Annotated in this window: 11 protein-coding genes and 1 tRNA gene; 6 read left to right on the forward strand and 6 right to left on the reverse strand. The window is 71.3% G+C overall.

Annotated features, from left to right (window positions below):
* Positions 1-103 precede the first annotated feature (103 nt).
* Positions 104-1,036: an RNA polymerase sigma factor SigJ gene (gene sigJ / locus ACFQ79_RS17605; RefSeq protein ID WP_383584266.1), complete on the forward strand. Its 933-nt coding sequence runs from the start codon at positions 104-106 to the stop codon at positions 1,034-1,036.
* Between the two features lie 167 nt (positions 1,037-1,203).
* On the opposite strand, the gene ACFQ79_RS17610 is transcribed toward sigJ (ACFQ79_RS17605), so the two are convergent.
* Both ACFQ79_RS17610 and sigJ (ACFQ79_RS17615) read right to left on the reverse strand, forming a co-directional pair.
* The gene (locus ACFQ79_RS17610) at positions 1,204-2,406 is read right to left on the reverse strand and encodes an NAD(P)/FAD-dependent oxidoreductase (RefSeq protein ID WP_383584225.1); all 1,203 of its coding nucleotides are present in this window, start codon (positions 2,404-2,406) and stop codon (positions 1,204-1,206) included.
* A 124-nt stretch (positions 2,407-2,530) separates the two neighbouring features.
* The gene (gene sigJ, locus ACFQ79_RS17615) at positions 2,531-3,475 is read right to left on the reverse strand and encodes an RNA polymerase sigma factor SigJ (RefSeq protein ID WP_383584227.1); all 945 of its coding nucleotides are present in this window, start codon (positions 3,473-3,475) and stop codon (positions 2,531-2,533) included.
* A 367-nt stretch (positions 3,476-3,842) separates the two neighbouring features.
* On the opposite strand from sigJ (ACFQ79_RS17615), the gene ACFQ79_RS17620 reads away from it, so the two are divergent.
* Positions 3,843-5,684, forward strand: coding sequence for an alkyl/aryl-sulfatase (locus tag ACFQ79_RS17620; protein ID WP_383584229.1), 1,842 nt, complete (start codon positions 3,843-3,845; stop codon positions 5,682-5,684).
* A 47-nt stretch (positions 5,685-5,731) separates the two neighbouring features.
* On the opposite strand, the gene ACFQ79_RS17625 is transcribed toward ACFQ79_RS17620, so the two are convergent.
* Positions 5,732-6,856 (reverse strand): hypothetical protein, encoded by a 1,125-nt coding sequence (locus ACFQ79_RS17625; RefSeq protein WP_383584231.1) that lies wholly within the window; start codon positions 6,854-6,856, stop codon positions 5,732-5,734.
* A 58-nt stretch (positions 6,857-6,914) separates the two neighbouring features.
* On the opposite strand from ACFQ79_RS17625, the gene ACFQ79_RS17630 reads away from it, so the two are divergent.
* Positions 6,915-7,406 (forward strand): MarR family winged helix-turn-helix transcriptional regulator, encoded by a 492-nt coding sequence (locus ACFQ79_RS17630; protein ID WP_383584233.1) that lies wholly within the window; start codon positions 6,915-6,917, stop codon positions 7,404-7,406.
* Between the two features lie 664 nt (positions 7,407-8,070).
* Here ACFQ79_RS17630 and ACFQ79_RS17635 read toward each other — a convergent pair.
* Both ACFQ79_RS17635 and ACFQ79_RS17640 read right to left on the reverse strand, forming a co-directional pair.
* The gene (locus ACFQ79_RS17635) at positions 8,071-8,292 is read right to left on the reverse strand and encodes a hypothetical protein (protein WP_383584235.1); all 222 of its coding nucleotides are present in this window, start codon (positions 8,290-8,292) and stop codon (positions 8,071-8,073) included.
* A gap of 120 nt (positions 8,293-8,412) precedes the next feature.
* Positions 8,413-8,486 (reverse strand) — tRNA-Gly (locus ACFQ79_RS17640).
* Positions 8,487-8,888: 402 nt separating this feature from the next.
* On the opposite strand from ACFQ79_RS17640, the gene dcd reads away from it, so the two are divergent.
* Both dcd and ACFQ79_RS17650 read left to right on the forward strand, forming a co-directional pair.
* The gene (gene dcd / locus ACFQ79_RS17645) at positions 8,889-9,464 is read left to right on the forward strand and encodes a dCTP deaminase (protein WP_017240230.1); all 576 of its coding nucleotides are present in this window, start codon (positions 8,889-8,891) and stop codon (positions 9,462-9,464) included.
* A 13-nt stretch (positions 9,465-9,477) separates the two neighbouring features.
* Complete coding sequence (locus tag ACFQ79_RS17650; protein ID WP_030323619.1) at positions 9,478-9,975, forward strand: phosphoribosyltransferase; 498 nt, start codon at positions 9,478-9,480, stop codon at positions 9,973-9,975.
* A gap of 72 nt (positions 9,976-10,047) precedes the next feature.
* Here the strand turns inward: ACFQ79_RS17650 and ACFQ79_RS17655 are convergent, their stop codons facing one another.
* Positions 10,048-10,944 carry a Yip1 family protein gene (locus ACFQ79_RS17655; protein WP_383584238.1) on the reverse strand — a complete coding sequence of 299 codons (897 nt, stop codon included), beginning with the start codon at positions 10,942-10,944 and terminating at the stop codon, positions 10,048-10,050.
* A 215-nt stretch (positions 10,945-11,159) separates the two neighbouring features.
* On the opposite strand from ACFQ79_RS17655, the gene ACFQ79_RS17660 reads away from it, so the two are divergent.
* On the forward strand, positions 11,160-11,858 hold the full coding sequence (locus tag ACFQ79_RS17660) for a hypothetical protein (RefSeq protein ID WP_383584240.1): 699 nt from the start codon (positions 11,160-11,162) through the stop codon (positions 11,856-11,858).
* The last annotated feature ends 65 nt before the right edge of the window (positions 11,859-11,923 follow it).

Raw genomic sequence — 11,923 nt, forward strand, 5'->3', positions numbered from 1 at the left:
ACGCAGCCCCGGAGAATGTGAGGCGAGGGACCGGGGTTACGGAGTGATGCGCGTCTCACCGATCATGGCGAGCGCGGATCGAACGAAGGGGGACACCACCACCATGAGCGGCAGCCGTACGGAACCAGAACGCGGGCTCGAGCCCGCGGCCGCCCGACCCGAGGGCGAGTACCGGCAGTTGATCAACGTCGCCTACCGGCTGCTCGGCTCCCTGGCGGAGGCGGAGGACGCCGTTCAGGAGGCATTCGCCCGCTGGTACGCGATGTCCGGCCCGCAGCAGGACGCCGTCGAGGTGCCGGGTGCCTGGCTGACGACGGTGGTCGGCCGCATCTGCCTGGACGTCCTCGGCTCGGCGCGGGCACGGCGTGAGCGGTACGTGGGCGAATGGATCCCCGAGCCGCTGCCCGACACGACGGAGTGGCTGAACGGCCGGACGGGCGACGGCGGGAGCGACCCCGCCGACCGGATCGCCCTGGACGAGTCGGTCGACATGGCCTTCCTCGTCGTCCTCGAATCCATGACACCGGCCGAGCGGGTCGCGTTCATCCTGCACGACGTGTTCCGGTACCCCTTCACCGAACTGGCCACGATCGTCGGCCGCACCCCCGCGGCCTGCCGGCAGCTCGCCTCGTCGGCCCGCCGGCGCGTCCGGGCGGCCCGGGAGCCGGAGCCGCCGACCGGTCTGCAGGCCCGTGTCATCAGGGACTTCAAGCAGGCGTGGGAGGCCCAGGACATCGCGGCCCTCGTCGGCCTGCTCAACCCCGACGCCACGGTGGTCGTCGACGGCGGCGGCCTGGTCGGCGCGGCACTCCGTCCGATCACCGGCGCCGGGGAGATCGCCCGCTACATCGTCGCGATCGGCGACATGGCGCCCGGCATGACGCTTGAGGTCCGCTCGGTCAACGGCCGCCCCGGCCTGGTCGCCCGACGCGGCGGCACGACGGTGACGGTGGCGGCGTTCGGCCTCGCGGACGGCCGGATCACGCACATCTGGGCGGTGCGCAACCCGGAGAAGCTCCAGCCCTGGACGGAGTGAGGCGGACGGGCGCAGACCGCCGCCTCGGCCGGTCGGGGTCGTGGGTGCGGTCAGGCCGCCGCCTCGGCCGGTCGGGGTCGTGGGTGCGGTCAGGCCGCCGCCTCGGCCGGTCGGGGTCGTGGGCGCGGTCAGCCTGCCGCCTCGGCCGGTCCGGGTCGTGGGCGTGGTCAGGCCGTCGCCTCGACCGTTGCGGGGTTCAGGACCTCCTGCCGTGCGACGCGGCGGCGGCGGGTCGGGATGCCCAGGGTCGGGTTGGCGGTGCCCCAGGCCGCGCCCTTGCAGATCATCTCCTTGTAGCGGGCGGCCATACGGCCCGTCAGGGCCTTCTCGACCGCCTGGTCGTCGGCGGTGACGAACTGGATCAGGGCCTCGCTGCGACCGAGCGAGACGCACTGCTGGGAGTAGCGGATGGCGATGTGGGGGACCTTGGCGCCGGCGAGCCGGGCGGCGATCGCGTCGGCGGCCTGCCAGGCCATGGGAACGCCCGAGGCGCAGGACATGCGCAGCGGCTTGTCGCCCGGGCCGAGGGCCATCGCCGCGTCCCCCACGGCGTACACGTCCGGGTGGGAGACCGACCGCATCGTGCCGTCGACCACGATCCGGCCGTCGTCGGCGAGCTCCAGGGTGGTGGCCCCGGCGATCGGGTGGACGGCGAAACCGGTGGTCCAGACGGTGACGTCGGCGGGGACGGTCCGGCCGTCGGCGGTCGTCACGCGGTCCGCCTCCACGGCGTCGACCGCGGCGTGTTCGTGGACCGTGATGCCGAGCTTGTCCACGACCTTCCGCAGGTGGGCGCGGCCCTTCTCCGAGAGCCAGTCGCCGAGTGCGCCACGGGTGACCAGGGAGACGTCGAGGTCCGGGCGGGCCTCGGCGATCTCCGTCGCGCCCTCCAGGCCGGTCAGTCCGCCGCCGACCACGACGACCGGCCGGCCGGCGTCCAGGGAGGCCAGGCCGTCGCGGAGGCGGAGGGCGCCGGGGCGGCTGGAGATCTCGTGGGCGTGCTCGGCGGTGCCGGGGACGCCGCCGTCGTTCCAGCCGCTGCCGAGGGCGTAGACGAGCGTGTCGTACGCCAGCTCCTCCCGGCCGAGGCCGTTCGGGGCGGAGACCGCCACCGTCTTGCGGTCCACGTCCACGGCGGTGACCTTCGCGAGCTTCAGCTCCACGCCCGTACCCGCGAACATCTCGCCGTACGGCCGGGGCTTGAGCTCCTGGCCGACCGCGATCTGGTGCAGCCGGACGCGCTCGACGAAGTCGGGCTCGGCGTTCACGAGGGTGATGGTGACGTCCTCGCGGTGCAGCCGCTTGGCGATGCGGCCGGCGGCGGCGGCACCGGTGTAGCCGGCTCCGAGGACGACGATGCGGTGCTCCATGTCCGTGCTCCTGTCTGGGCGGGTCCGCCGTTGTCCGGCGTGGTTTCGCACCTTGAACCGGGCAGCCCCGCGTTTCCTGACAGGATTCGAATGTGACCTGGGTCACACCTCCTCGGAGGGTGATTCAGAGGGTGTGGATCGGGCCCTTCCCGTGGTCCGTGGCGGCCCACAGCTCGGTCGCGCGGACGAGCTTGTCGGGGTTGACCTGGTTGCGGAGCGCCACGATGCCCTCCGGGCCGACCTCGAGGCAGGTGACGCCGACGACCCGGCCGTCGACGACGGCGACGATGGCGGGCCCGCCGTTGGCGACGGCGGCGTAGATCTCGGCGGTACCACCGAGGATGTTCCGCTTGGCCGTGCTGGGCTTGAACAGGCCGCGCATGAACGTGGCGACCGCGAGCGCGCCCTCGAAGGCCTTCGCGCGGGCCGGGACCTTGCCGCCGCCGTCGCCGACCGAGACGGCGTCGGCGGTGAGCAGGCGGATGAGGGGTTCGGTGCGGCCGCTGGTCGCCGCGGCCAGGAACTCCTCGACGATGCGCCGGGCGGCGGCCTCGTCGATCTCGGTGCGCGCCTTGCCGTCCGCGACGTGCTTCTTGGCCCGGTGGTAGGTCTGCTGGCTGGAGGTCTCGGTGATGTCCAGGATCTCGGCGATCTCCCGGTGCGGGTAGTCGAAGGCCTCCCGCAGGACGTACACCGCCCGCTCGTTGGGTGACAGGCGCTCCAGCAGGACGAGGACGGCGTACGACACGGACTCGCGCTGTTCGGCGGTGTCGGCCGGGCCGAGCATCGGGTCTCCGGTGAGCAGCGGCTCGGGGAGCCATCGCCCCACGTACGTCTCGCGCCGGGCGCGCGCCGAAGTCAGCTGGTTGAGGCAGAAGTTGGTGAGGACCTTCGTCAGCCAGGCCTCGGGCACCTCGATCCGCCCGACGTCGGTGGCCTGCCAGCGCAGGTACGTCTCCTGTACGGCGTCCTCGGCCTCGCTCGCGGAGCCGAGCAGCCGGTAGGCGATGGCCTCCAGCCGGGGCCTGGCGGCCTCGAACCGGTCCACGTCACTCATGATCAGCGCCATGCCCGCGATCCTAGGCGCCCCGGGGCCGGAGCGGCAGGCGGGGCGGCGCTCTCCCGTGGCTCTCCCGCCGCTCTCCCGCCGCTCGCCCGGAGCCCTCCCGGCCCGAGGGCGACGCTCCTCCTCTCCCGGCCCGGGGTCGACGCTCCCGCTCTCCCGGCCCGGGGTCGACGCTCCCGCTCTCCCGGCCCGGGGTCGACGCTCCCGCTCTCCCGGCCCCGGGTCGACGCTCCCCCTCTTCCGGCCCGGGGGCGCCCCTCGGACGGCCGAACCGACCGTACGGCCTTCCGTCCGATATGCGATGGTTCGCGGCCGATGGTCAGATGGGTCGACAGGCTGCACCGAGTGCGCGGAACGGAGCACCAGGCACATGACCGAGACCCTGCCTCCCTTCGAGGACACGACCGACTTCGACAACGCCGACCGCGGGTTCGTCGGCTCCCTCGTCCCAGGCGTCGTGAAGGACGGTGACGGCCGGGTGATCTGGGACAACGACGCGTACGCCTTCCTCGAGGGGGACTGCCCGGACACCGCGCACCCCAGCCTGTGGCGACAGGCCCGACTCTGCGCCAGGCAGGGCCTGTACGAGGTGACCGAGGGCGTCTACCAGGTCCGCGGCCTGGACCTCTCCAACATGACCCTCGTCGAGGGCGAGCGCGGGGTGATCGTCATCGACCCGCTGATCTCCACCGAGACGGCCGCCGCCGCCCTCGCGCTCTACAAGGAGCACCGCGGCGACCGGCCCGTCACCGGAGTGATCTACACCCACTCGCACGGCGACCACTTCGGCGGCGTGCGCGGTGTCCTCCCGCACGGGGCCGAGAAGGACGTGCCGATCCTCGCGCCCGCCGGATTCCTGGAGCACGCGGTCAGCGAGAACGTGTACGCGGGCACCGCCATGACCCGCAGGGCCGCCTTCATGTACGGCGTCGGCCTCCCCAAGGCCCCGGACGGACAGCTCGGCGTGGGCCTCGGCGCCGGCACCTCCACCGGCACGATCAGCCTCGTCCCGCCGACCGTGGACATCTCCCGGACCGGCCAGGAGGAGACGGTCGACGGGGTGCGGATCGTCTTCCAGCTCACTCCGGGCACCGAGGCGCCCGCCGAGATGAACTTCCTCTTCCCCGACCACCGCGCCCTCTGCCTCGCCGAGAACGCCACGCACACCCTCCACAACGTGCTCACCCTGCGCGGCGCCGTCGTCCGTGACGCGCGGATCTGGGCGCACTACCTGGACGAGGCGATCGAGTACTTCCACGGGCGGTACGACGTGGCCTTCGCCTCCCACCACTGGCCGACCTGGGGCCACGACAACGTCGTGGAGTTCCTGTCCGGGCAGCGCGACCTGTACGCGTACCTGCACGACCAGACGCTCCGTCTGCTCAACGAGGGGTACACGGCCGCCGAGATCGCCGAGCGGATCGAGCTGCCGCCCGCCCTGGCGAACTCCTGGCACGCGCGCGGCTACTACGGCTCCGTCAGTCACAACTCCAAGGCGGTCTACCAGCGTTACCTCGGCTGGTACGACGGCAACCCGGCCCACCTGTGGGAGCACCCGCCGGCCGAACTCGGCGCCCGCTACGTCGAACTGGCCGGCGGCCCGGCCGCCGCCCTCGCCAAGGCCCGGGTGTACGTCGAGGACGGCGACCTGCGGTTCGCCGCGACCCTCCTGAACCACCTGGTCTTCGCCGACCCGGAGAACCGGGAGGCGAAGGAGGCCCTCGCCGGGGTGTACGAGACGCTCGGCTTCGGTGCCGAGAACGCCACCTGGCGCAACTTCTACCTGCGCGGCGCCCAGGAGCTGCGGGAGGGCGTGACCGGGGACATGGTCGACATGACCAATCCCGAGATGGCGATGGCGCTCACCGTCCCCATGCTGATCGACTCGATCGCCATCACGATCGACGGCCCACGCGCCTGGGACGACGAGCTCGTCATCGACCTGGTGGTGACCGACGGAACCACGGGAGCCGGCGCCCGGCACCGGCTCACCCTCCACCACGGGGCCCTCACCCACCGGCAGATCGCCGGCCCGCCCCGCACCCCCGCCGGACTCACCCTCACGCTCGCCAAGGCCCAACTCCTCGGCCTGCTCGCCGGAGGGACCGTCGAGGAACTCGGCGTCGCCACCGAGGGAGACCCGGCCCTCCTGCCCCGCCTCTTCTCGTACCGCACGAAGCCCGACCCCGCGTTCCCGATCGTGACCCCGTGACCCCGTGACCCCGTGACCCCGTGACGACGGGCAGGGCGGCCCGTGCGTCATGACGCGGCTCCCCGGACCCCGCCGCCGGCGTCGAGGGGGGTGATGCGCCGCTGTGCGGCGAAGGCGGCGGCCGGATAGCGCGGGTCGGGCCGGAGGGCGTATTCGCGCAGGCACGCTTCGGTGAACTTGATGACGTGCTCGTCGCCGTGCTCGGCGGCGCGGGCACCCAACTCGTCCAGCGGGGGCAGATCCTGTGTCTCCGACCGCCAGGCCGCCGTTCCCTCGTCGCGCCGGTCCGAGGTGAAGGCGAACAGGAACGCCGACTGCACCTGCCAGAGCCGGGCCAGCGTCGGCTCGTGCAGCTCCGGCGGCAGATGCGGGAGGACGAGGCGGACGGCGGCGGGGGCCGTGACGCCGTGGATCAACGGGACGGGGTACACCTCGGGGTGGCCGAGATAGACATCGGCGAACTGGACCGTCATCTCGCTCAACAGCCGGGGAGCCTGCTGCGGGGCCAGTGTCTCCAAGGACTCGTCGTAGCCGGGGAGTTCGGCGAGCGTGTCCAGGCGGTGGCGGGCGGTACCCGGCCCCATCGGGCCGTCGAGCGGTATGCGGGGCAGCGCGGCGACCGCGTCGGGCAACGCGTGGGGGCCGTGCAGCCGAGGCCGGCCGGGGAGTTCACTGTAGCGGGCCGCCCAGTAGGCAAGGCCCCGGGCCAGTTCCTTCAGCTGGAGCGCTGTGCTTCCGTCCCCGGTCGCGTACAGGCCGCGTACGGCGTGCGCGGTGCGGATGACACCGTGGGTGAGCCCGGCGAACAGCCCTGGAAGCAGGCGGGGCCACCAGCGCACGAGGACCTCGCGCCAGTGCGCCTCGGCCAGTTCGCGGACGAAGAGCCGCTCCCAGTCCCCGGCACGCCGGAAGGCGCCGAGGGCGGGACGCCACGAGGACTCGTCGGCGGGGTCCAGGGCGAAGCGGGCGGCGGGAGGCTCGTGGTGTTCCATCGCCTTCCGGTAGCGCCCCACCCACCGGGCGACCTCGTCCACCTGCCCGAGCAGGGCGAGCGCCTCGGCGCCCATCGGGCCGTGGTTGGCGAGGTCCACCCCCTGTCCTCGCTCGTATCCCAGGTCGTCCATGCGTTCCAGGGCGTCATGGAGAGCATCGCTGTAGCTGATCGACGGCATGCGAGGACCCTTCGGAGAGTCAAACAGTTCGGATATCCGAACCATATACACTTGTAGCATGCCGCACAGCGAGAACGCCGGGAAGGCGTCACGGAAGCCGACCCCGGACGAGCTCGAAGTCGCCGGGCTCGTACCGCTGTTGGAGCCGTTCTTCCGTGGTTCGGTCGTACGGGACCTGATGCCGGAGCCGTTGCGAGGCGCCATGGAGGCGCACGGCCTCACCCCGCGCCACGGGTCCGTACTGCCCCAGCTGCTGGCCGGACGGCCGCTGGCCGTCAGTGAGATCGCCCGACGGCTTCAGGTGTCACTGTCCACCGCCAGCGAACTGGTCGGAGCCCTGAGCCGGGCCGGCATCGTGGACCGGGCCGAGGACCCGGCGAACCGCCGCCGCATCCTGGTGTCCCTGGCCGAGGAGCACCGCCTGCCGCTGGAGGCCTTCGTCGTCCGGCGGACCGAGCCGCTGCTGCGCGCTCTGGAGGGACTGTCACCCGACGAGAAGGCGGGATTCCTGGCAGGCCTCACGGCCTGGGTCGGCGAAGTGCAGAGGTGAGCGTGCCGTACGTGCTTCCACGGGCGAGCGCCGGATGCCGAAGCCTGCGCTGAGAGGCCTGGACAACGACGAAGCCCCAGGTCGCCGACCTGGGGCTTCGCAGAAGAGCGGACGACGGGAATCGAACCCGCGCCACAAGCTTGGGAATCACCGACGCCCAGGTCGATCATCTGGGGCACGCTGCCAGCGCCTGGGAGCGATCTACGTGGACACCAGCACCGACGAGCCGGCCATGGCCGCGATCCCGGGTCGGTCTGCCCACGCGCCACCGTCCGGTGTTCGTTCGCCTGGACGGTGCGATGGTGGGACCGGGCCGGCCGGCCCGCCGCTGAGCTTCCCGTCCGACAGAGACGGCGCCCCTCGTATCGCCTTTTCCTGACCCTGATCCTCGGCGCCATCGTCACGAGTGGGAGCTAGCCAGCCTCGCGCCGAGCCGCACTCGTGCCAGAGACCGACGCGTGCGCATCCTCGTCGAACAGGAAGGCTTCGGTGTCCCCGAAGTCGGGCGCCTGGAAGGGATTCGTGGTGGGATGCGGCGATGCTGCAGCGGCGCAGGGGGACGCCCCTTCCGGAGCGGAGAACGGCGAGGTCAGGTCGATGAGAAGGGTCCTCTTCCTTGCGGGTCCATGAACGGATCTGGTGTGCCGTGACCGGGCACGGCGTCCTACAGCTTGCTCATCTTGGCGTACGGACTCAGGATCCGCTCTTGCGTCGAGCCGAAATCCACGACCGTCGCGATCCCGTCCTCGATGCCGATGACCCGGCCGAGGCCGTGCACGTCGTGTGTGACCTGGTCGCCTACGGCGAACTGCTGAGGAGGCAGCGCGACCGGGGCTTTGAAGGGGCTGGTGGGCAGAAAGCGCTTCGGTGCACTCGGCTTTGTCATTGCTGCCAGTATGCGCCCGCACGTACCCGCTTCGGCCGTTCACGTCCGCAGCACGGAGCAGCTGAGAAGAGTCTCGCCTAACAGCAACAGCCCCAGGTCGTTGACCTGGGGCTGTCGCTATGGAGCGGATGACGGGAATCGAACCCGCGCTATAAGCTTGGGAAGCTCATGTTCTACCATTAAACTACATCCGCACAGCGGGCCGGTGAACGGTGCCGCATCGTTGCACACTGTACCCCATGCGCCACTTGCGGCGAAGCTTGCGCCTTTTCGGGTGCGGAGTGCCGCCTGGAGGGTGTCCCGTTGATCCCCTAATGTGGCTTCCCGTCCACCACATGTGTAGGGGAAGGGACTTGATGGGTCCGATGGAGCGCACCGTCGTCCGTTGTGCCGAAGGGCACGTGTTCAGTACCGCTTCGTTCCCGCTGCAGCAGCTCGGGGCCGGGCGGATCGGGCCAGGGCGGCTCATCCGGTGTCCGCGCTGTGCGCGGCTGCGGCACGCGGTGCCGGTGGAGTCCGGGCGGCGCTGACCGGTGCCCGGGGCGCGGACGCCTGCCGATTGGGGCAGGTCCGCGCCCTCTGCGTATCGTGGGGGCGTGCTTCTCTCAGACAAGGACATCCGGGCCGAGATCGATGCCGGACGGGTGCGCATCGACCCGTACGACGAATCCATGGTGCAGCCCTCGAGCATCGACGTGAGGCTTGACCGCTTCTTCCGGGTGTTCGAGAACCACCGCTACCCCCACATCGACCCCGCCGTCGAGCAGCTCGACCTGACCCGTGAGGTCGAGCCCGAGGGTGACGAGGCGTTCATCCTCCACCCCGGCGAGTTCGTGCTCGCCTCGACCTACGAGGTCATCACCCTCCCGGACGACATCGCGTCCCGTCTCGAGGGGAAGAGCTCTCTCGGGCGGCTGGGGCTCGTGACGCACTCGACCGCCGGGTTCATCGACCCCGGTTTCTCCGGGCACGTGACCCTGGAGCTGTCGAACCTCGCCACCCTGCCGATCAAGCTCTGGCCCGGGATGAAGATCGGGCAGCTGTGCATGTTCCGGCTGAGCTCGCCCGCCGAGTTCCCGTACGGGAGCGAGCGGTACGGCTCCCGGTACCAGGGCCAGCGGGGGCCGACGGCCTCCCGCTCGTTCATGAACTTCCATCGGACCCAGGTGTGAGGCGGTCGCAGGCATGAGTGAAGTACGCGAGAACCTGACGTACGAGGGTTTCGGACGCGCCGTCCGTGAGCTGGCGCAGACGATCGCCGACGACGGCTACGAGCCCGACATCGTGCTCTCGATCGCCCGCGGCGGCGTCTTCGTCGCCGGCGGTCTGGCCTACGCCCTGGACTGCAAGAACATCCACCTCGTGAACGTGGAGTTCTACACCGGCGTGGGCACCACGCTGGAGATGCCGGTCATGCTGGCGCCCGTGCCCGACGCGATCGACTTCAGCGACAAGAAGGTGCTCATCACCGACGACGTCGCCGACACCGGCAAGACCCTCAAGCTCGTCCACGACTTCTGCGTGGACCACGTCGCCGAGGTCCGCTCCGCCGTCATCTACGAGAAGTCCCACTCCCTCGTGAAGTGCGAGTACGTGTGGAAGAAGACCGACGAGTGGATCAACTTCCCCTGGTCGGTCGAGCCGCCCGTCGTCAAGCGCGAGGGCCAGGTCCTCGACGCCTGAGCCCGCGTGACGGAATGACGAGAGGCCCCCACCGCAGCCGGTGGGGGCCTCCTCGCGTCTCTTCCCGTGCCGTCAGAGCATGCCGAGCTTGATCAGGCTCAGCAGCGCCACCAGCTGGATCGCCGACGCGCCCAGCGCCTTCGGCCACGGCAGGTCGTGCGAGCGGCTCACCATCATCGTGAACAGCGCCCCGGCCGCCAGCCAGGTCAGCCAGCCGAGCACCTGGACCAGGCCGTTCTCGCCGCCCAGGAAGAGCGCGAAGACGAGCCGCGGCGCGTCCGTGATCGACATGATCAGCATCGACAGGCCCACCGTCGGCTGCCACGCCCCGTCGCCGCCCAGCTGGCGCGCGAGGGTGTGTGTCACCGAGCCCAGGATCAGCCCGCCGACGACGAAGCCGAGCGCGGTCATCAGGACGTACGGGATCGCCGTCGACAGGGTCGCGTTGATCGCCTCTTCGCGCGCCTTGTCGAAGCCGAAGATCGCGAGCAGCCCGTAGAGGAAGGTGACGATCAGCGCGGGGCCCCACACGGCGTGGTCCCGCATCCGCAGGAACGTGTCCGCGGGGCGCAGCACGATGCCGCTCAGGAGCGCCTTCCACGGGAGCCGGGGGCCCGTCGGGACGGGCGCGGCGCCTGCGTGGTGGGTCGCGGCGTTGCCGTAGGGGTCGTCGACGCTGAACATCTGGGTGTGGCCCGGGTTGTTCGCCGTCGCCGCGTGCGGGTGCTGCGGCTGGCCGTACGGCTCGCCGAAGTACTCCGGCTCTCCGTAGGGCTGCCCCTGCTGCCCCTGCTGACCGCGCTGCTGCCCTTGAGACCCCTGGTGTCCCTGGTGCCCCTGCGGTGGCTGCTGTTGCCACTGCTGCTGCGGGTACGGCGGCGGGGCCGCGTTGTACCCGTACGGCGCCTGCTGCGGTTGATTGTGCGGGGGGCGGTTGTCCCGGCCGCGTCCGTTCCTGAATCCAGCCACGTCGTCGAACGTACCCGCTTCCGCTGTGCGGGCGCTCCCCGGACCTGTCCTTGCCACTGAGCTGTGACATCCCCTAGGGGGTTGAGCGGACCCGCTGTGGGCCGTGACACGGTCGGCGGGCAGGCGTGCGGCCGTCGTTACGAATCCGACGTATCACCTCAATGTCGTACTCATAGCTTCGGAGATGTCAGCGACCCGAGCAAGGAGCCCTTCCGATGCGTGTCACCCGTCGTTCCGCCCGTACCGCCGCCGTCGCCACCGGGGCCGTCGCCGCCCTCCTCCTGCCGGCCGCCGGAGCCTTCGCCGCCGACGGGCCGGACCGGGGTACGGACCCGGCGCCGACGCAGGGCGACCGGTCGGTCCTCTGGCGGAACGTCGACCTCGCCGACGGTTCGCTCGCCAAGGTCTACCAGGACGGCCCGGGCCGCTTCTCCGCCGACATCTACGCCGGCGGGTCCCTGATCGACACCCTCACCAGCACCGACGGCCGGCCCGCGTACGGGCGGAACAACGGCCTTCACGTCGTGCTGCGGCCCGACGGCACCGTGCGCTCCTGGGTCGAGACCGCCCCGAGGCCGGACCCGCAGCAGAAGAGGAACACCGTGCGGCCGGCCGCCGCCGAGGTCACCCTCCCCGACGCCAAGGTCACCCTCCCCGACGGGAACGTCGCCCGGCTCTTCAAGAGCAGGACGTGGCCCCGCGTCGAGCTCACCCAGAAGAACGGCCGCTCCCTCGGCACCCTCGACCTGAAGCACCCGACCGCCGCCCACCACAGCTGGACGTACAGGCTCGTCGACGCCGGCGGGCACCACTACGAGCTCGCCGCCCTCGACACCCCGCGGCAGGGTGCCGGCAGCCGGGTCTACGACTTCCAGGGCAGGCTCGTCGAGAAGTACGTCGCCCGGAAGGCCTGAGGCCGCCGGTCGCGCCCCGTGTGACGGAGCCGGCATGACGAAGAGGGCCGCCCCGCGATCTCGCG

The sequence above is a fragment of the Streptomyces sp. NPDC056480 genome, assembly GCF_042795405.1.
Lineage (GTDB): Bacteria > Actinomycetota > Actinomycetes > Streptomycetales > Streptomycetaceae > Streptomyces.